Genomic DNA, 20,722 nt, shown 5'->3' with positions numbered 1-20,722 from the left:
AGCCGCACAGCGGCGGAGTCCACTTCGCTGTGCCTGGACGGCAAGTTGATACCCCGTCACCAGCCGCACTGGGGTGTTCTGTGTGGAGATTGTCGCGCAGGTGAAGTTGCTGCCCGCGTCCGCGCATGACGCGGACGCGCTGGCGGCGACCCTGCGGGCCTGCAACCGGGCCGCGAACCACGCGTCCGAGGTGGCGTTCGCCAAGGACCTCAAGCGGCGGAACGTGTTGCAGGACGAGGTGTACTACCGGCTCAAGGCGGACTACGACCTCGGCGCGTAGCCCGCTGTGCGGGTGGTGAAGAAGGTCTGCGACGCCTACGCCACCCTGAAGGGCAACATCAAGGCCGGCAACCTCGGCCGCGAGGGCTCGAAACGGCGTGTACGTGCGGAGTCGAAGCCGATCGTCTTCCGTGAGGACGCGGTGCAGCCGTTCGGCGACCGGATCCTGACCTGGAACCTCGACCGGCGGACGGTGTCGATCTGGACGGTGGCCGGGCGGATCAAGCACATCCGGTTCGTCTGCTCCGAGCGGACCATGGAGCTCCTGGCCCCCCGTAAGGGGGAGTCGGATCTGGTGCTGCGGGACGGCAGGTTCTTCTTGATCGCCACCATCGACCTGCCCGAGCCCGAGGTGTTCGAGCCGGACGGCTTCCTCGGCGTGGATCTGGGCATCGTGAACATCGCCACCACCAGCGACGGTCAGGTCATGGCCGGACGCGGGCTGAACCGCTACCGGCAGCGGCACCGTGATCTGCGGCAGAAGCTGCAGAAGAAGCGCACCAAGTCCGCCAAGCGGGTCCTCAAGCGTGTCCGTCGCCGCGAGGCCCGGCACACGGCGAACGCCAACCACATCATCGCCAAACAGCTCGTCGCCACCGCTGAACGCACCTCGCGCGGGATCGCCCTGGAAGACCTCTCGGGCATCCGGCAGAGGGTCACGGCCAAGAAGGTCCAGCGGGCACGACTGCACTCCTGGGCGTTCGCCCAGCTCGGCGGCTTCGTCGAGTACAAGGCACGACGGGCGGGGGTGCCTGTGGTCCTCGTGGATCCGCGCAACACCTCCCGGCAGTGCTCGGAGTGCCGGCACACCCACCGCACGAACAGGGTGTCCCAGGCACGGTTCGTCTGCCGGTCCTGCGGGACGGTCTTGCACGCGGACCACAACGGCTCCCGCACCATCGCCCACCGGGGCGAGGCTGTGTGGAAGCGGGGCGCGGTCAACCGCCCCGGTACCGCCTAGCGTGGTACCGGACGCAGGGGACCAACGCGGCAGCCAGCCGCGCTCCACCTGCCATCACGGCCTCTCGCGGATCGGGTGACAAGCTCGGTCCTTCAGGGCCGAGAAGTTGACCGTGTCCCCTTCTGTAAACCGGGGCGGGCCACGGTGAAGTCCTGCAAGCAGGTTAAGTAACTTGCCGACGGTCGCCCCCAGCCGACGATTGAGCCGAGCGTGCACGGCGCTGCAGTTCATCAACGATCGCGCGCGCCACCGACACCGAGCCCGCCCCCTTCGGATACACCACCGCCTGGGCGTGCTGGCTGATGAAATTGGTGGCGGCATGCGTGGCGCACTGAGTGATGAGCACACTGAAGTCCGCGTGGCGCGCGATCTCCCGCAAGCGGGAGGAACCCACCTTCTCCGCCCAGGACGACACCTTCACCTGTGGGTAGTGCGTGGCCATCCACTGCTGCACCCGGTCCAGCACATTTGTATCCATGCCATACACCAGCACCTGAGCCGGCTGGATGGTGACGGTCTCTTGACCGTCACCGGGAGCTACCCAGTCCGGCCACTCGAGGCCCAGCCCCAACTCCTGCGACAGAGACTGTGCTGAGGCCAGGCATGCCTCGTCGAGTCGCCGTGCGTGCCGGCACAGTGGGGTCAGCAACTCCAAGGCGGCCTGTGCCCGCACGTGCTGGTCGGGAGTGGCGAACGCCGCCAAGCGGTCGACGAAATCCAACGCCTGGCTGGCTGTTTCCGAGGCGACCCACTCCTGCACGCGCATGGTCAAGTGCTCGAGGAATTCGTCGTACTCATCCGCAGACGGAGAGGTGCGCAAGAACAACTCCAGCAGCAGGTCCAGCACCGCCAGGTTCGCCGGATCGCGCCGCTGCCCGATACTGCTGGCAGTGATCTGTGCCAGGGTCAAAGGCAGGGAATGCTCATTGCGGGCAACCTCCTGCAAGAACGGTGACAGCGCATACCGCCAGACGTTCTCGTAGCTTGCATCGCTCAGGCCGGACAGCAAACCGGCCAGGGTAGAGTCCGCGGCTGCGTCGGTCGTCAGCGGCAGTTCGATGCCACCATCGGCCTCCATGTCCTGGCAGACGCGCAACGCGGCCTTGTCTGCGTCGGCCACGGCGGCCAGAAGATCCTTCCACGAGGTGGGCTGCCACACCTGGCCGTCATCCGTCATTCCCGGCGGCGCTTCCATCACGATGGAGGCATCCGAGCCGTCTTCTGCCGCTTCCATCTGCGGGGCCACGGCACGGAAAATGTCCAGACTTGACGGTACAGCCGACGAACGATGCACTGCATCCAGTGCCGCAATCGCCTGAGTCAAATCGCTCTGCTGGCCGCGTGCCAGCAGAGCCACCAGCAGCGCCGCAGCAGCGGCATCACCGAAATGCAAAGGATATTCTTCGGCGAGCAGCGCGATCGGCACCTGCGGCAGTGCGAATGCTGCGCATGCCTTCTCCAGGTCGCCTTCCGCCAATGCCGGCTCCACATGGGCGGCGTAGACAGCGGTGAGCACCATATCCTTCACCGCACGCGGAGGGTCTTGCAGCAGCACCTGACGCAATCCCGGCATCGCCAGCAACTCTTCAGTTTGCCCCATGACGGCCAGTCGCTTGATCTGCAGGTGCTTAAGGTTGACCGCCGACAATCCACCCTGGCGGCCTATCTGATCCAACACCTCAGCGGCCACCTGGGGCGCACCACCCACCAGCGCAGACTCGAAGTCCGTCAGAAGCCGGCCCAACGGCTTCGGCACCGACCATGCGCGACGCGGGCTGTTTTCCACCAAGGAAAGCATCCGGGTCAGCGCCCCGTGCAATGCCTTGCGCTTGTCGACCGGAGCACGCACCTTGAACGTGCTCGAAGGGCCGAACCGGGCGGCGATGGCCGCCTCGATCACATCGTCTGCGTCCAGCGTGACAGGCATGTCGTAGCCGACTTTCACCAAGGACGGACCAGCGAACGCGACGAGCAGATCGCGCACGGCTCCCGCCTCGTGCGGTCGCCGGGCAATGACGTAGTAGGCAGACTCACCACCGGTCTCCCACAGGCGCGGCAACACCAAAGGAGCCCGCCGCCCCCGCACCGCACTGTCACGAAACGCCTGGCACCACTCAGGGTGCCGACCGGCGGCGTTGTGCTGGGGAGACAACAGCAACTCGGTGAACGCCTCCAGCGAGGTGATTTGATCGATGTTGTTACCCTCGGTGCTCAACCAGCTGCCCCCCACTCGTGCTGGAACTCCACCAGAGCCTGGGCTGCGCTGCGCTCGTCCACAGCGTAGGTGATCTGTTCCTTGTTGCGAGCCAGCCCATTGCGGGTGAAGTTCATCGAACCCTGGAAAATCCACCCCGGACCCACCAGGCACTTCTCGTGCACATCCACGTCTTCGATCACCCGCAGATCGCAAGCGCTATCCATCCCGGACCGCAGGCGCTGCGCGAACGCCTCATTGGCCGCGGCTGGCCGCATCACCACGCGTACGACCGTCCCTGCTCGCGCCAACAACAGCAGCAGGTCTGACAGTCGGCATCGTATGGGGGGATCTTCACCCAGCAGGTAGTCGAAAGCGCCATCAGAGTTGTCCAATAGCTCAACGTCACTGATCCATGCCGACACTAGCCATACCTCGCCCGTGCCAGCGGCCAACTGAGCCAAAAGTGCCGTTCTGATCAACGAGTCCGCACGCAATGCACTGCGTGCATTGGTGCGCAGGGTCCGGCCCGGCATGCTCACTGCTCCGACTCCTTGATAACGGACCGCACCAAGACGTGCTGGTGATCACGGGCTACTTGCGTCACTTCGCCATACAGGCGCATCACACCGCGATCCACCGCAACGAGGGGAATCTGCAGCATCACCGCACGCAGCGTCTCCGGCTGATTGAGCGGCAGCACCACATCCACTTCCCGCGCCTGGACCAGCAGCTTCTGATACTGCTCGACCCAGTCCAACGACATGGCATCGATATGTGGAACGTCCTGCACATGAACTGCCGCTGCCAAGAGCCGGTCCACCACAGCAGGCTGCTCACTGTCCCGGTAGGGCTGGTACGACTCGAGGTGATGATTGCGAGCCTGGTCGCCGCGTGGCCAGAGAATGCTGAAGGCCTGATCTGATGTCAAAGGCTTCGGCAGTGGCAATTGGCCGGCCCCCGCCGCATACGCCACCACTCGCCCATCGACCTCAATACCCAGCGCCGTCTCCAAATCCTCCCAGGCGCGAATCAGCGCCCATGCCGTGTCATCTGTCGTCCGGTCTGAGCCGGGACGCAACAGCCGTGTTGCCAGCGCCGCCACATCGGCATGTCTGGGAGCGCCATCCAGTACCGTCCATGCTTTGCGCACCTGCCCCAGCGCTGCTCCCGTCTCCCCGGCAGACTCAGCAGTGCGCACCTTGGCCATTGCCTGGGCCAGATCTCCGCCGGGTTCCTCCTCCACGACATGCCGCAGCAGATCCGTCAGCCGTCGATCGGTGTACTCATAGGCATTGGGGCGCAGCGCAGCCCCCACCAGTGACCAAAACCGTGCCGGATCCTCGCCGTAGCGGTAAGCCAGCGCTTCGATAATGCCCAGGCCGCCTTCGGAGGTTTCACTGATCCAGATCGTGTCGGCACCCGTGCTGCCTGCCACCACGTCGATGGTCACGTCGCCGTCCTGAGCATCAGGACAGGAACGCAAGACCGCCTCCAAGATCGCTGCGGCCAGCGTGTCTCGGTAGGCACGACAGGCCAGATCACTCGTCAATGTGGCTGTCTGGGCAGAAAACAGTAGGGCACCTGCCTCGTCCATGGCCGCGGCCACGTCCGACCGCTGACTCAGGGCCTCCAGGTCGGCCGTCACCCGATCGGCTGCACCGCCTGTCACCTGCGCGCCAGCGTTGAGTGGGTCCTGCCGGTACAGCATGTGAATGATCTGCGGAACGTGATCGCGCCACGCTCCGTTCGCCAAGGCGGCGTGAATGTCGAGGGGCGTCTGACCCTGCAGTCCTCGAACGGCGAACGCTGCAAGGTAGACCAGCGCCAGCCAGCCCCGCTGGAACACATTCGCGTGCGCGCTGATCCGCAGATCCTCAGCGACAATCCGCGCGAACGCCTTGGTGCGCCACTGACGGGACTGCAGATGCTCCACGACCTGCGGGGCCGTGACGTCAAGGGCAGCAACCTGGACCTGGAGCGCGTCAACGACTGACGCAAACCCCATGGCAGCAGCCTTACCGTCCAGTGTGTAGCGGACCGACACCTGCTCCCGCTTTGCCGGAGTGCCGCGTGCAATGTCGCATTCGGCGCCGTAGGTCATTCGGCGCACTTCGATGGGGTTGCCTGACGCATGGGTGGCAAAGCCCACCTGAACGATGTGTCCCTGCCAGTCTGCAACTTCCGGAACGACGGCCTGGATGGGACCGCCTGACCAGCTGGGAACGAACTGGCTTGCCCACAGCGGTCGACCCTGTGAATGGGTGGCTACTTCATCGGGTGGAGCGGCCAGGCTCATCGTGTGGGGGCGCGTGACCAGTAGCGTGCCCACATCTGTTCGGCCGGTGCTCCATGAACCCTGCAGAGAGCCGAGCTTGACGAATCCCTCGAGAGCCAGTGTGACGTCACCGGTGCCTGCCGGCACCTTGAGCCAGGTGCGGTGGCGGTCGCTTTGGTAGCCGAAACGGCGGCTGACACGGCCGGGAACTGCTTCAGCCAACGCCCTTCCCACGGGCAGCCGTTCCTCACTGTCGACAGCAAAGGGGAGTTCGAACTCCACTTCTGGCAGGTTCAGCGGATCGAACAGCGAACGGGTGATGAACTCCGGCAAATATGCGGATGCTGCCGCCCCTGCATCGTTGTGCGCAGGATCACCGGCCACGTGAAGCCGCCGCAGGATCGTGGGGATGACCGCCAGCATCAGTGACCGTGGCTGTTCCCACAGCAGCGCGAGCACCGCGTCCTCATTCAACGCCAAGGACCGCTGCAGATGGGTGGTGAGATCGGCGAGCATCCCGTCGTCACCACCCAGCAGAGCAGCAAGATCACTACAGATCTCCTGCCGTGCCTGCTCCGGCACCTGGCTCGGCGCAGGGCTGGCCATGCCGGTCAGCACCCTGCGCGCATCCACCTTGATATTGCGCTTACGCAATCGGATGGCCAGCCAGTCCACCAGGGCCTGCGCGCCTTGGATCTTGACGATGTGGCGGTTGTTCAAGGGCAGCGTCCGAGCCGCCACCTCGGGAGAAAACAACGCGTCGTAGCCCTGATACGCCAACCGGTCACGACCGAAATCGGACAGCGTGACCACTGTCAGCGGCCGCGTGCCACGCTCACGCCCGGCACGGCCACGCCGCTGCAGGAAGGACGCCGCATCATGCGGAGCCTTATGCTGCACAACCAGTCCGACACGGGGATCGTTGAATCCCACCTCCAAAGAGGCGGTCGCCACGACTATCTGGGCATCCGTGTCCACCCCGGCGTCCTGCGACGAGGTCCGCCCGATGAGCAAGGGCCGCTGGGACAGGTCAGCACTGAGGTGATGGCCAATCCTTTCTGGAAGACTCCACGACTGGCCTGCGGCATACCGGGCATCTTGCGCCGGCAGGTCCGGACTGCGCAGCGAAGCCAGCACCGGCTTCCCGCTCGTACGCCGCCCTTGCCGGCCGTTCTGGCCGCCTTCGGCGTCCCTCAGGTTGTCGTAGAGACGGTTGGTGACGTCCAGGTCGTCGGTAAAAACGAAGCCCCGACTGCCATGCAACGATTGCTGCAGCGGTGTGTTGTAGTCGAGCAGCCGACCGTGCAGCATGGCAGTCTGGATCGCCACCGACAACAAACTCACACCCGAGACCGGGTCGCCCCGCAGTGCCAGCGCGTACTCGCGTCCCTCGCTGTGCATATCGCCCGGATGCGGCTCGATCAAGGTGACCTTGTCCGCATCAAGTCCGGTCAACTGCGCCATGAACTGGTCAGCATGACGCAGCGTGGCGCTCAGTCCCACAAACGTCACTGGCGTGCGTCGCGCATGGCGCCAGCGTCGCAGCAACAGCGCAGTCTGTGCTCCCGTTGAACCCGAGTGCGTGTGTACCTCGTCTAGCAGTACCACTCGAGGCCCCGCACCCGGCATCCATCCCAGCACCTTGCCCAGTGACGCCCCGGAACTGGCCCGGTTGAGCATCTCGGTGGTAGTGAAAAGCAACTGGGGAGCGTTACTGCGCAAGGACTGCCGTGTCAGCGCCACCATTCCAGCAGGCAACTGGTTAGTGCACTTCATGCACCGCAAAACTTCACGCTGCTCCGCTATATCGCGACGCGACCACACCAACTTCCCGCCCTCGCATGACGGGCACTCCAGGTAGGGGCAGATGAATCCGTCCCCTGCTGTCGTCCACTCGGCGGTTCCGCGCTGGGGCCCAGGCTGCGTGAGGTTTGTGCCCTCCCAAGGGGTCTTGGCGTATAGCACGCCAATGCGCGGAGCACGCAGGCCTTGTTGAATGAGCCGGAGATTGCCAGCCACGGCATCGCGCAACTGGTCCCGTAGCAACTCCACCCGCGGATACAACGCCAAGGTATGTACTGCGTTGCGGCGCTGATCGTGCGCCAGCGCAGCGAAGGCGGGCAGGTAGAACGCCAGAGTCTTGCCGCTACCGGTCCCTGCGCTGACTACGACACCGCGTGAATCCGAAGCCTGCAGACCCCGCAGCACTGCCTTCGTGGCATCAACCTGGAACCGGGACAGGTCGTAGCTGCCGATCTGGCTGCGTGCGACCTCAGCATGAAGGTCTGTCCACCCCGGTACCTCGGCCAACTCGGCAATTGCTGCGTCAGCAGGAATGTTCCGCTTGGGGTAGCGGCGTTCCCCTACATGCAGCCGGTAGTCCGCTACCAGGCGTCGGCCCTGTTCCCACCATCGTGCCGGCAGCGCTGCCCCAGGCTGAAAGCCCCGCGGGGCGAAGGACTGCCGCAACGTTGCTGTCAACCGCACACCCTCTGCCAGGCGTGTGCGGTAGCGGTCAGTGCCGCCGGGCAGGCGGAACAGTAGATGGCGTTGTACCAGGGCATCCAACAATCCCTCGCCACCAAGTTCAGCAGCTTCTACGTCATCCGCTGCCAGCTTCCACAGCGCACGAGCCACTTCATCGTGCGCCAGGGCCCCTTCCGTCACCCCCCAGGACAGCAGTGGCAACTCAAGGTCTTCCAGTGCCGTCAGCGCACGTCCGAGCAGAGCGCGGCTGGGAACCGTTTGTGAAACCACTGAGGGTCAGTCCGCCTTCCGAGTGACAGAGATCCACATGTCCTGATCGTATTCACGAAGCAACGCAATGTCACTTGCGCTCAGGTCGCGCAGGGTTAGTCCGCCAGCGTCGATCCGCTCAATCAACAGTGCGAGCTCCTGGGGCACGTTGCTGGGCGCTTGCTCCAACAAGGTCGCCAAATCGGCGTAAGCGGTGCAAAAGCCGCGGATTGCGGTGCCGTCGATACTTCTGCGCTCTGCGAACCCGCGCATCTCGCGCAGCAGCGTTTCCGCCTCACCGCGCTTTGCCGGCGACAGGGCAGCAAAACGCACCGACGACACGCCACTGACCTGAGCCTGAGCCCACTGTCCCCACGCCTCCCGTACCGCTGAAGCAAACTCCTTCGCACAACCCTCGAGCGCCTTTTGCGCATCGGTGAACACTCGGTCACCAGGGATACCGCCACGGGATTTGTTCCCGAAACGCTCAAACGCGCTCACGAGAGGCGTCAGGTCAACCAACTGGCCGGTGCGCTCCTTGAGCAGTGCAGCAATGGCCACCTGCCCGTGAGTCTTCTCCAGCGTGCCGCGCACCTCATCGATGCGTCGCAGGAGTCGTTCTTGCTGCGCCGCATCCTTCTGTGCCTCAGCGATGTGCCGCGCCTGATTTTGCAGCTCGCGCGCCTTGTCCAGAACTGAAGTGCTCACTTCTCGCCCCCCGATACCGCCCGCGCGACCTGAGCGATCTGCTCCCAGGTACCCGTCAACTCTTCCATCTGCTGACTTGCAGTGCTGGCGGCGGCCTGACCGCGCTCCTGAGCAGAGTGCAGAGCATCACTGAGAAACTCCTCAGCCGTCTGAAGCAGGTGGTGCATGCCGGCCAGATGTGCATCCCTGAGCGGGACAGCGCCCTGCAACATCGCGACAAGTTCGTCACCTTGCACCAAGTCCGGCGTGAGCTTGGCGAGATCTCGCTCCAACACCGTCAGGCTCGCCCAGTCGGCGTCCTTGATTTCCTCCAACAGACGCCGGATGGTCGGCACCTGCCCGCCGCCTCCCAGGCCCAACTCCACCGCCACCTGCAGCGAGGCCTCCAACTGACTCAGCAAGTCAGATGAACGCTCTCCTCGCGGGAACCGCTCCCGGATCCCCTGCAGGAGCGAGACCAGGTGCACATGCTGTGCCGAAACCAAGACGCGCCATCCGATCAGCGGCAACTCAGCCGGCTTTGCCCACTCCGGAACTTCGACATCATCCAACTCCCAGCGTTCAGCCGCACGACGCAACAAGGGCAGTGCTCGGGCCGCGTCAATGACCTGCACGGCACCTGCTCCCTGTCCCACTCCGAGCGCTCCGCGCAGCCTGTCCACCAACTCGGGACGCTTTTCCAGGTGCCGGGCCAGCCTGTCCTGCCACATGCTGGTGCGAGAAGAATCATCAGGGCGCTTCCAAGACTCGCCTGAAGAGAAGGCCGCGGCGTGCAGCTTTTCCAGCGGCATGCTGGGGTGAGCGTGACCAGCGAGAGCTGCGCCCATCAGTGACACACGCAGTCCTGCCACCAGATCGTCATTGCACAACTGCAGGTGCCTGGTAACGCGTTCGCGCAGGACACGGCTGTAGCGGTCTGCCATGCTGGACAGGCGCAGCAGGTCCTGGGACCGCACCCCGACGGAAGAGTCGGCCTCAAGCAGGACCAGACTCTTGAAGAACTCGGCGTTCGCCGGAGTGCGCTTGAAGACGACGGGCGAGTCGGCGCCTGCTAGCGCTTCGGCAGCCGCTCCTTGGATGGAAACAGTGTTGGCCTTGATCGTCCAGCCGGCTCTCTCTGCGTCTCCGGTGCCGAGCGGCTTCATCGGAGGGTGGAGCCAACTCTGACGGTAGACGGCAGACCGCGACACCACAGAACGCACCGTCCGTGCCTCCGTGGTGCTCAACCCTGCATCGTCAGTGCTCCAGCTTTCGATCGCATCGACACGTTTTTGCAAGCTGGCGGACAGGCCCTGCGGGTTGTCCGGCGGCAGTGGAGACTTCGGCTGGCGAGCGGCAGTTGCCCCAGCGGTGCTGGACGAGGGCGAGACACGGCGGCGGTCGGAGTCGATGGCGAGAGGGGCAAGGGAGAAGGCCGTAGCGATTCCCGAAGGGAGATTGACAAGTTCGTCGCGGCTGTCACCCCAGAACTCGAGCAGTTTCTCCCGGCGGGCGCCGTCTGCTTGGTCGAGGTCGGCAATCTGCTCTCGCACCCGACTGGCCAGAGGCAGGTCTTGGGCATCGCGGTTGATTTTGAAGCGGCTGCGGAACTTCTCGTCGGGGAAGGTTCCCTCTTGAACGCTGCTGTAGCCCTCGGTGAGAACAGGGATCAAGGCACGGCTGAGGACGGTCCTGGGGATGAAGGCATGGGGCTGTTCGGAAGGTGCGACCGCATGGACGGTCCGTTGCAGAGCCAACCGGTTGAAGGGATACAACCCGAAGCCTTCCGCCGATTTACCGAACGCGTCATGACATGCGGTGCGGACAGGACAGTCATCGCACTGGTTGGGTGCCTCGGGCTTGCCCGCGTGCGCTTCCAGTCCTTCGCGACCGACCCGGGCGGCATTGAGGTAGCGGCCAGCGAAGGATGCGATGGCTTCTGTGCTGTCTTGGCCATCCAGGACGAGGTCCAGATTGTAGACATGGCCGCCAGTGGAGGCGGCAATGCGAGTAAGGGCTGTTTCAGGAAGGTCATGGAAATAACCGCTGGTGATGGCCATGAGCGTGCGCATCGGGGCGAGTGCAGTACGGCCTTCACGCTGTGATGTCTCGGTGATCGCATCCAGCAGGTCGCGCTGCACGCCTTGGATCAGCGCGAAGTCCTCCACCAGGAGGATGATCTCCTTCTTCTGCCCTGCATAGATTTCGCGGACCTTCTTCATCGCGTCCAGCACTCGTCCACCACTGAGGTGAGACGTTGCCTGGACGGACTTCTCCCAATACTCGTTGAGCAGTTCGACAGCGGCGTCGCGCATCTCCGGTTTCGACAGGAGTAGCCGCAGCATCAGCTTTGTGGGTGCGGCGACGCCGTCCATCGAAGAAGCCACGCTCAGCGGAAGGTCGGCAACCGTGAAGTGGGGAGGCCGCTCGGCATCTGACCCACGGTCACTGAGCATGTCCTTTGCGAAGCGTGGAATGAACTTCCCCTCTTCCAGCATCTGATCCTGTAGAACTGGGTCCTGCAGGATCAAAGCCAGGCCTTTTTGGCCGGCCAACTGACGCTGCCTGCCGCGCAGCCCTTCCGAAGAGGTCCCCGCAAGGGCGATCACCAACTCGTTGATGAGTCGCAATGCCAGCGAGGAAGCGTCGAAACTACCGGTGGAGCCGCGTACGTCCGAGCGGATCTGCGTGATCCCCTCGTCCTCGACGCCGTCCAAGAGAGCGTCGATCACGTGCCGCAGGCTCGTCTTGGACTTCTCGAGGTAAATAACCTTGCGCTTGTCCGATGGCGGGAGGTTCTCCCGCACCCACCGGACCAGATGCGACTTGCCCGACCCGGACTCTCCGACGACCGGCATCAGGACCGTGCCGGTGGCCGTCTTCCGTCCGAGGAAATCATTCAGGACGTCTTTCTCACTGGCCATCTGACCAGTGTTGTTGAACCGCCGGCCATCGATCTCGGCACGATGGATCTGGAGAGGAGTATGCGTGGCCAGGAAGACTGCAGGTGAAGCCACCACAGCTTCGGTCTGAAGGGTGGAAACGACTCGCTCGACATCCCAGCATGCATAGTCACGCAACTCAAGCATCGTCGCCCTCCAGCAGGGTGATGGTTGAACAAGAACGCGGAGAGGTGCGTTCCGGGTCGTGCAGGTTGATGACGGTGGAAGCGTCAGAATCCTGCCCCAAGGCCAGCCAGCCTTCGTGTTCGCCTCGCATGAGAGCAAAGGACACCGCAGGACCGGCGGTCTTAGCCGGCGACGGCGTATATCCCTGAGCCTCCGCCAGAGAACCGCCCATAAGTACAGGAATTTCACGGCGCAGCAGCTGCAGTGCGCTCATGGATTCAACGGGGCGGCCAAGCTCCAGGCTTGCACTGAGTGTCTGGCGCACAGCCTGCGTGCAATCAGGAGTGTATCGATCTGCAGGATGGGGTGCGGTCGCCATCAAGCCAAGAAAGGTTCCCCAGGCGGCGAACGGGGCCCATCGTGTGGTATTTGCCAGCACAAGGTGGCCGTCTGGAGCCGATCCGTTGTGCAATGCGTCGAAAATTGCCGCATTGAAACTTTCCTTGAACGGATCCCTGGTAAGGATCCAGGTAAGACCGCGACGAACGTCCTCGGGCGGATCGGGAACCTCGGCATCAACTGCCAGAACAGCCCTGCGGATTACCCTTTGGAAACGGGAAAGATCGTCGACGGAAATATTCTCCAGCCCGCCTGCGAGAGACCACTCGCCTTCGCTGGATACGACCGCCAGACCCAGATCCCTCAAAGAATTCAACGAATGGTGAACCGGGCCAGAATTCCTCGCCTCCTCTCCCGGCTCCAAAAACATGGTGACAGCGTCTTTGGTTGTCGGCTTCCCAGACGATACAAGGAAGCGAACCACAGTCCACATGACGGCAGGGAAGGGCGTAGGGGTGTTCAACAGGTGCATGGTCAGAGCTCTCTTCTCGCATGCTCGAGGGAAACCGTGGTCACATGAGTATCGAGAAGGAGACGGCCAGGCCGTTCAGGAGCCTTCGCCTTCTCAGGATGCAGCAAATAGATCGGCCCGCCGTCGGACAGACGCGTCCAAGCGTCAACATCCACCACGGAATCTTCGTCCCGCTCCACCCACACCATCAGGCCCCGAACCTCATGCAGGAGACTGCAGCCACTATCGAAGATCACAGCACCCGCACCAGCCTGCTGCTGAACCTGAAGCGCCGCTTCGCCATCAAGCCCAGGACCGCCGAAGTAAGACACCCCGGCCCGTGCCAGACGCACCAACAAGGGCATCAACTCGGCTCGGCGCTCCTCCCCACTGCGCCAGTACAGGCCAAGGCTCGCACCATAGGGGTGCAAGCGGTGCAGCGGAGCCGCGGCCCGAGGCCACTCGGCGATGTCCGGATCAGGAGACCATGCCGTGCGGTACAGCGTTCCTGGACCGCCAGGGGGCAGGCCCTGGCGCCGGCAAGACGGGCACCCACGACATGCCGGCATCGTGAAGTAGCGGTCTACGGTGTAGTACTGCGCCAGGTCATCGGCCATGCAGCGCCGACGCAGCAGCAACTGCTCCATCCGCTGCAAAGAACGGTCCTGAGCCGTCTTGATACCGCGGCGAACTCGGTCGATAGCAGCAGCGAAATACTCGGGGTTGTTCGTCTGCCCGTCTTTGATTTCGATATCCATAAGATCGGACGCCTCGTCGTAGAACGCAGTCAGCTTTCGCTGCCACATCCCCTCTTCCTCATCTTGCACACGCCGTGGCGGCTCGGGAGGACGGATCTCGATCAGACCAGCGCGTGCCATGAAGTTGAGGATCTGCTCGTTCCAGCCGCGGTGGCGTGCAAATCCTTCGGCCAGCCGCGCCGGGCGGTGCGTCAGGTTCACCCGGTAGGAAGTACCCCGCATCTTGGTGTGCTGCAGGAACATCCCTTCCCACCACCGCTCCCACGCCTTGGCTGCGGTGATGAGGTTTTGATGGTTGAGGGTCCGGGCGATGGAGCGGTCTGAGGGGATGGTGGCGAGGTAGGCCAGAGACGGGCTGCCGTCCCGCCCGCCACGACCGACCTCTTGGTAGTAGCGGTCAACCGTCTCCGGCAGACAGGCATGGATCACCGTGCGCACATCACCCAGATCAACCCCGAGGCCGAAGGCGGATGTGCCGACGACGACGTCAAAACGGGTTGACACAGGGGAGTCATCCTGACGGCCTGCCCAGCCCGACAGCGCCGCCCGCCGCTCCTCTTCGGTGGAATCACCATGCACGGTCCCCACCCGGTGCAACCCAGCTTCACGCAACCGCTGCCGCCACAGCTTCGCGTCCTCGCGACGTGTCACATACAGCACCATGGGCTTGGGCAGGCGGGTGACCGCCTCCACTACAGCCTCGGTACGCTCCTTCTCCCGAGTGAAGGAATCGATGAAGTAAGCCGGCTCCTGCCGCAACTCCGACGCCCACACCATCTTCGCCTGCGAGGGGCGAGCGAACAGGTCCTCCAAGGTAGTGACCTGCTGCTGTGTGAGCGTGGCGCTCATCGCCACGGTGCGCGGCGCCCACTGCGGACCGGCTGCGCTGATCCAACTGCGCCGTTGAGTTGCCAAAGACTGAAAAGCTGTCCGGAAATCGTTGCCCCACTGCTCGACGAGGTGGGCCTCATCCAGGATGAGGTAGTGGAGATGCTTGGCGTTGGCGGCCTCCAGCAAGGCTGCCTGCAGTCCCATGGTCACCGCCTCGGGGGAGGCCACCACCACTCCCTGGCGTCCGGAGACGATGTCGTCCCGGATCTGTTGCTTGGCTGTGGCATCCAAAGAGCCGACATACGCATACCGGCGCCGGGCGGCGTCAGGATGTGAACGAATGAGCAGACTCCGGATGCGGCGCTCCATGTCGATGGCCAGCACCACCGTGGGCACCACTAGCACCGACACGCCGCCGTGGGCGCCGGCCAGCAAGCACGCCGCGAGCGCAACCGGAGTCTTGCCGTGCCCGGTGGGAAGACAGACGATGGCTGTTTCCCCCGGAGGCATCATCGCCAACGACCGCGCAGCCTGCTGCTGACCCCGGGAAAGATAGTGGCGATAGTCCCACACATGCCTCCAGAACGGGTCGGCCGGCGTGTGGTCCAACGCTCGCCGCATCGATGAATCGACCCCCAGGACGGCCTGGCGGACCTGATCCAACCCTGCTTCGCGCCCTGGAGAACCGTCCTCAGCCGGCGCCCACGGGACACCGCGCAGCAGGACATGATCACCATCGGGCAGCGCGTCAAGGCCACCTGTCCGCCACTGCTCGAGCGTCGGAAGCCCCACGCGCAGGGGGACCGGCAAGCGAGCCGCATTCCCCAGGGCGTCAGCGCGCAACAAAATCTGATGCGTCAGCGTGACGATGTCACGCCACCCACTGGCTCCGCTGCCGAGCCCCACCAGCGCATCGCCCAACCGGCGCACCGTTCCAGCGAACGAGCCCGCGTCGACAGCAGGCCATGCGGCCAACAAGCGCTTGGCCTGCCCCCACTCATCGTTACTCATGACTGCACATACTCCAAGCCTCGGCGCACGACACACACAGCGGCACCGATACGGACGACTGGACGAGACAGCCCCTTGGCCAACGCCTGCAAAACAGCTGCATCGGTGACCAGCCCCTCCGTGTCGCCCACCAGATGACCTGCGGCACGACGCGCACCGCACTGGGCGTTAAGAACAGCAGCCACCTCCAAGGCCTGCCGCTGAGCTTCCTCGCAGGTAGCTTCCAGATTCGTGTGCTGATGCAGGAAGCCGAGGGCTGCCCGTGACGCCTCGCGCGCGAAGACTGCGGCAGCCTCCTGACCGCCAAACAGACCGAAGTACTCATCAGCGCGAGCGCTGCTGTAGTTCCGATCTCCCCGCGCCTTGTCGTATGGCGCATCCAGCCAAGCAAGTTGTGCCGGATCGGTTACCGCCCGGTTGGTGCCACCCTCCACCCACACCCGGCGCACGAAAGGAGCCAGGATGCGGTCCGCTTGCCGACGCAAGGCCCGTGCCGCGTCCGCACTGTTCTCCACATGCGCCATGGCAGCCGAAACATCGGCCTCGACGAGAAAGTCGAAACCGTAGTACGGCTGAGGTTCCTCACCACGCGGCATGTGCCGGTCGATACGGCGGAAAGCCGCACTCTGCCCCAGGTCATCATTGAGGACGGCCTCACTCAACAGATCCACCAGCGGGTTACCCAGACGAAACAACCGCGTCCCAGGCTGCCGAAGGGCCAAGGAACGATTGAACACACCCGCCGCCAGCGCATCGTCCGTGATGCGCTGCTGTACCCGCTTCCAGCGCCGAGGCGCCAGCAGCGGGTGTGCAGACCCCACCTGGAACCGCACCACTGGCACAGCGTTCACCGAACGTGTCACATGCTGCAGATGGATCCCCCCACTGTCCTTTTGGGAGTAGTCCAACAGAGCAGACTCGATGTGCTTCCAGTCCGTCTCGACCTCAAGGAGGGAACCTGGCACACTGCGCAGACCCTGCCCCGCAGCATGGATGGATTCCAGCAGATCCATCTTCGCGATCTCATGCTGCTCCTCATCCAGACGGCGCCGCACCTCTTCTCGCTGAGCCAGCAATCCCTCCGGCCCGGCGGCGAACGCCTGCGCCCACACAACCCCCAGAGACTGGGCCAGGGCATCCTGCAACGCAGAAGTGGAGGCGTCGAAGATCTCATACCCCTCCGTCAACAACGTCGCCCAAGCCTCTGCAAAAGAGGCATCACTGCCGCCTTCATCAGCCAGACGGAACTGTGCCGCCGCCCCGCTCTGCCCCGCACCCTGGGAACCGGGGTACCGGTCCACCCGTCCCAGCCGCTGCTCGAGCTGATTGGCGGACCAGGGAAGCCGCACGTGGAACACGCCGTCGGCCTCCTGCAGATTCAACCCATCCTCTGCGGAGTCATCGACAACCAGAATTGCCTGTCCGGCATCGCTGGACCACACCGCCAGCGCATCCGCCGCATCGTTCGACGTCTGGCGTCGCGTGTGCTCAGCGACAGTCACCTGCTTGAAACGGCTGCGGAAATAGTCAGCCAACTGGCCGGACAGCTGCCCCGGACCACAGAAGATCACCGACTTCTTCAACCGGCGCACATGGGGGAGTAGGGCATTGACCAGGCTCCGTAGATCCTCCCGAGAAGGCGAACCAGGTTCAGCCTCCAGGCTGGTCACGAGCGAGCGCTCCACCGCCACCACCGGAGCAGCCGCCAAAAAAGCCTTCTCCTGCGGGCTTACCCCCGCCCGCGAGGCGGCTTCCTCATCCCCGTGAACGCGCCACCGCAGAACATCCACCACGTCCTGAACCAAAACGGTCGCCCGCACAGCAAGAACAGCCAACACCAACCCATAGTCCCCACCACGGCCGGTAGTCCCCGTGTCCTGCACATGGTCATGCACCAGGCGCCACCAGCGCAGCACCACCTCCGTCGCCCCTTCACCCATGCCAGAGGGAGAAGAGATGAGGGTCGGCCTGGCCCGGCCCCGCACCACATACGCCAGCCCAGCAGTACCTGCCTCATCCTTCTCCCGCACAACCGCCTCACGGCGATGCCGGATCACCCGCCGATGAACGCGATACGTCTCGCTCAGATGCGCCCGCACCTGCGCGACCCGGTAACCGAACTCGCCGCGCAGCGCCTCATCGACCAACTCGTCCTCATCGGTCAGCAACGCCACTACATTCCGGGCGAGTTGACGAAACCGCGTGTCGGTATCAGGCAGCAGCTTAGCGATGTCATCAAGGCTGTCCCGGATCACATAATTGAGATCCGCATCGAGGGACTGGACAGCGTCAGCCAGGGTCGCCCGCATCGCGTAACGCTCCTCGAACTGCAGTTGCTCCTCCCAGCGGTACAGCTCAGGATCCAGCAAGTGCAGCAGCCCCAGATTGGTCAGATAGTGAGACGTCACCGGCGTCGCCGACAGCAGCAGAAGCCGCTCGGCGGAGTGGGCCAGTTCACACAACTCCCGATACGGCGACTGCTGCGGCCCCGACTGCACCAAGACATGGGCCTCGTCCACCACTACCAGCGCGAAGCCCTCGTAGGCCTTCCACTTGTGCGGAGTGTCGTGCGAGGTGACAACCAGCCGTTCCACCGGGAAGTCGCCGATGTGGAACTTCTCCTGCAGTTCCCTCAGCCACTGCCGACGCAGCGGCGCCGGGCACACGACGGCGACACGCGCCGCCGGATCATCCAGCAGGATCTGCCGGATGACATAACCGGCTTCGATCGTCTTGCCCAAGCCCACCTCGTCCGCCAGCAGGTACCGCTGGATGGGATCGGACAGCACCGTCAGCGCGGCCTCCACCTGATGGGGGTAGATCTCTACTGAGGCAGACAGGAAAGTACTCATACCTGCACAGGCGCCCCGCTGCCGCAGCAGACTTTGCAACATCGGCAGGCGCGCTTTCCGAAACGGTGCCGTGCTACCTCCCCGTACGGCAAGGCTGGCTACGGGGTCCTGGACCGGCTGGTCCCAGCGAACGTAGAGAGCGACCTCCGGGATCGGGAAGTCATACTCGGTATTGGGAAACCGCACAAAGTACTCTCGCTCGCCGGCGTGCGCGATCCGCCCCGCGTTCCAGGAGCCATCGCGGCTCCTCCACCAGATACGCTCCTCACGGTCCAAAACCACCCGACGCACCAGACCGTCCGTGACCCACTGAGAGTGCGCCACATCGGCGACGGGAGACTCGAAGTAGTCGACACGGACCCTGCCGTCCTCGACCGCCCCAACCTTGCCGATCCCCAAGCCGTTTGATGCCTGGACGAAAGCGCCGATCCGCAAACCCCCGGCGTGGCCGTACGTCATGAACCTGCCCCCACATGTGCTGTGCAGCCAGCCCCCTGCAAGGCGCCACGCCCCAAAACGCTATGACTGCAAATCCTGCACCATCTGATCACATTTTCCACAGATGATTGAACCCTCAAGGACAACTTGATGGGGCGACCAGATACGGCAGCCCCGAACGGTGTAGCACCCAAGGGAAGTCGACAGGCCAGAACTTGCCATAGCCCACCCGACCACCCCAGAACACGCTCACGGCTCGGACAGCCCGCTTGCCGCCGCAACCTGCCCCTCCCACCAAGACCGCCCAACCTCACCCCCTGCGCTCCCCGCCCGGGAAGCAGGCCACAGCCACTGCCCACGGAACCTAGTACCGCTAGAGCAGCACTCTGCACGGCGACCTCCACGCCGCAATCCGCCGAACAGCACGATAGGAGCCACCACTGACATCACTCGCTGCCCCAGCCCCTAATCCGCCGATAGCGACCGTCAGCCGAAGCGGCAACGCTGCATGCACGCCCGTATGACCGCGAACACACGTTCTGAATTGAGCCGGCGAACGCCCGCTGGACTACCACACCCCGACCCGACCTTTTTGTCCATGACAAGCCCGTGGTAACGCCCCCCTGGCCTGTTGTAGGCCCACACACCTGTCCGGGCCACCACCACACAACTGTCAGTGCCATGCGATGTACTGTCTGGACGTTCTTCCCGCCGCCCGTCCGCCGCTGGAGCAGAGCGCAAAGCAACCCTCACACGAGACAGAAAGAGCATCGTGAACGTCCCCGCTCCCGCTGGCATCGCCACACTCGTTGCCTACATCGCCACCATCCCGGCCGCCAACTTGGCCGTCACCCACATCGGAGCCCTCCCCGTCGGCTTCGACTACGCCGCACCCGCCGGCGTATACATGGCGGGACTGGCTCTCGTGCTGCGCGACCTCGCACGCGAAGCAGCCGGCCGAAGCGCCATTCTCGCCGCCATAGCCATCGGCACCCTCCTCTCCTACGCCCTGGCCGACCCCAGCCTCGCGATCGCCTCCGCAGCAGCCTTCGCCGTCGCCGAAACCCTGGACTTCATCGTCTACGAACCCCTGCGCAAGCGCGGACTGCTCACAGCCATGCTTATCTCGAACGCCGTCGGCCTCCTCGCCGACAGCCTGCTGTTCCTCAAGCTCGCATTCGACTCCTACGCCTACCTGCCGGGCCAGATCCTCGGCAAGACCTGGATGACGCTTGCCGCGGTGGCAGTCCTGGCATTGCTGCGACGGCGCAAGGGCATCACCACCGCAATCGAACCCGGTGGACGAGCATGACCGAGGAACCTCCCCACCTCAGCTGACCACCTGCCCCCAGGGACACTGCGCCGTCGGCACCACATGGAGAGAGAGGCCCGATGGGCCCTCGCCCGCCCGGCGCAGTGTCCGGCCAGCCGATCGTCTGATCATGGTTCCCCCGCGAGCACGAGGTCTTCGCAGCGGAACCCGTGACTGGGCATCATCCGCTTTGACGGACATCGGAGATCAGGGGCTTCAGCCCCGGTAAGGATGCTGTTCATCATGGAGAGCATGGGGAAGAAGAAGCCGCGCCCTCGCCGCTCGTTCACGCCGCAGTGCAAGGCCGAGATCGTCGAACTGCGCCGGCGCGGTGACCGCTCGGTCGGTCAGGTCGCCAAAGACGTCGACCTGATTGAGACCACGGTCCGCGACTGGGTCCGCCAGGCCCAGGTCGACGCCGGTGAACGCGACGGGCTTGACCAGCGGTGAACGTGAGGAACTGGCCG

Annotated in this window: 12 protein-coding genes; 4 read left to right on the top strand and 8 right to left on the bottom strand. The window is 64.2% G+C overall.

Translation table 11 applies throughout. The annotated features are described in order from the left end of the window. Positions 1 to 82: 82 nt before the first annotated feature. Positions 83 to 280, top strand: coding sequence for a hypothetical protein (locus tag ACFWUY_RS37005; protein WP_384120461.1), 198 nt, complete (start codon positions 83 to 85; stop codon positions 278 to 280). A gap of 12 nt (positions 281 to 292) precedes the next feature. After that, positions 293 to 1,240, top strand: a complete 948-nt coding sequence (locus ACFWUY_RS37000) for an RNA-guided endonuclease InsQ/TnpB family protein (RefSeq protein ID WP_384120459.1) — start codon at positions 293 to 295, stop codon at positions 1,238 to 1,240. Positions 1,241 to 1,403: 163 nt separating this feature from the next. On the opposite strand, the gene ACFWUY_RS36995 is transcribed toward ACFWUY_RS37000, so the two are convergent. The 8 genes from ACFWUY_RS36995 to dpdE are packed head-to-tail and all read right to left on the bottom strand — an operon-like array spanning position 1,404 to position 18,964. Continuing rightward, a complete protein-coding gene (locus ACFWUY_RS36995; protein ID WP_384120457.1) occupies positions 1,404 to 3,455 on the bottom strand; it encodes a hypothetical protein in 2,052 nt (683 codons plus the stop codon). Beyond that, positions 3,452 to 3,970 (bottom strand): phospholipase D-like domain-containing protein DpdK, encoded by a 519-nt coding sequence (gene dpdK, locus ACFWUY_RS36990; RefSeq protein ID WP_384120480.1) that lies wholly within the window; start codon positions 3,968 to 3,970, stop codon positions 3,452 to 3,454. The genes ACFWUY_RS36995 and dpdK overlap by 4 nt, the downstream gene beginning before the upstream one ends. A gap of 2 nt (positions 3,971 to 3,972) precedes the next feature. Continuing rightward, on the bottom strand, positions 3,973 to 8,469 hold the full coding sequence (gene dpdJ / locus ACFWUY_RS36985) for a protein DpdJ (RefSeq protein ID WP_384120455.1): 4,497 nt from the start codon (positions 8,467 to 8,469) through the stop codon (positions 3,973 to 3,975). A 6-nt stretch (positions 8,470 to 8,475) separates the two neighbouring features. Next, entirely contained in the window at positions 8,476 to 9,156 is a 681-nt protein-coding gene (locus tag ACFWUY_RS36980; RefSeq protein ID WP_384120453.1) for a hypothetical protein, read from the bottom strand. After that, positions 9,153 to 12,224 carry a protein DpdH gene (gene dpdH, locus ACFWUY_RS36975; RefSeq protein WP_384120451.1) on the bottom strand — a complete coding sequence of 1,024 codons (3,072 nt, stop codon included), beginning with the start codon at positions 12,222 to 12,224 and terminating at the stop codon, positions 9,153 to 9,155. Before dpdH ends, ACFWUY_RS36980 begins: the two co-directional genes overlap by 4 nt. Beyond that, on the bottom strand, positions 12,217 to 13,074 hold the full coding sequence (gene dpdG, locus ACFWUY_RS36970) for a protein DpdG (RefSeq protein ID WP_384120449.1): 858 nt from the start codon (positions 13,072 to 13,074) through the stop codon (positions 12,217 to 12,219). Before dpdG ends, dpdH begins: the two co-directional genes overlap by 8 nt. Before the next feature lie 2 nt (positions 13,075 to 13,076). Next, on the bottom strand, positions 13,077 to 15,653 hold the full coding sequence (gene dpdF, locus ACFWUY_RS36965; RefSeq protein WP_384120447.1) for a protein DpdF: 2,577 nt from the start codon (positions 15,651 to 15,653) through the stop codon (positions 13,077 to 13,079). Beyond that, on the bottom strand, positions 15,650 to 18,964 hold the full coding sequence (gene dpdE / locus ACFWUY_RS36960; RefSeq protein ID WP_384120445.1) for a protein DpdE: 3,315 nt from the start codon (positions 18,962 to 18,964) through the stop codon (positions 15,650 to 15,652). The genes dpdF and dpdE overlap by 4 nt, the downstream gene beginning before the upstream one ends. A gap of 751 nt (positions 18,965 to 19,715) precedes the next feature. Here dpdE and ACFWUY_RS36955 point away from each other — a divergent pair. Then, positions 19,716 to 20,255, top strand: a complete 540-nt coding sequence (locus ACFWUY_RS36955) for a VUT family protein (protein ID WP_384120442.1) — start codon at positions 19,716 to 19,718, stop codon at positions 20,253 to 20,255. A 252-nt stretch (positions 20,256 to 20,507) separates the two neighbouring features. Further along, positions 20,508 to 20,705: a transposase gene (locus tag ACFWUY_RS36950; RefSeq protein ID WP_384120440.1), complete on the top strand. Its 198-nt coding sequence runs from the start codon at positions 20,508 to 20,510 to the stop codon at positions 20,703 to 20,705. The last annotated feature ends 17 nt before the right edge of the window (positions 20,706 to 20,722 follow it).

It is taken from the genome of Streptomyces sp. NPDC058664, from assembly GCF_042716635.1.
Taxonomy (GTDB): domain Bacteria; phylum Actinomycetota; class Actinomycetes; order Streptomycetales; family Streptomycetaceae; genus Streptomyces.
Note: the sequence above shows the minus strand (reverse complement) of the source record. Positions and strands in the feature narration are given on the sequence as shown.

Coding starts and splice junctions, on each gene's coding strand:
- dpdH (WP_384120451.1), bottom strand. CDS start 12,224: ATGCTTGAGTTGCGTGACTATGCATGCTGGGATGTCGAGCGAGTCGTT.
- dpdF (WP_384120447.1), bottom strand. CDS start 15,653: ATGAGTAACGATGAGTGGGGGCAGGCCAAGCGCTTGTTGGCCGCATGG.
- dpdG (WP_384120449.1), bottom strand. CDS start 13,074: ATGCACCTGTTGAACACCCCTACGCCCTTCCCTGCCGTCATGTGGACT.
- ACFWUY_RS36950 (WP_384120440.1), top strand. CDS start 20,508: ATGGGGAAGAAGAAGCCGCGCCCTCGCCGCTCGTTCACGCCGCAGTGC.
- dpdE (WP_384120445.1), bottom strand. CDS start 18,964: ATGACGTACGGCCACGCCGGGGGTTTGCGGATCGGCGCTTTCGTCCAG.
- dpdK (WP_384120480.1), bottom strand. CDS start 3,970: ATGCCGGGCCGGACCCTGCGCACCAATGCACGCAGTGCATTGCGTGCG.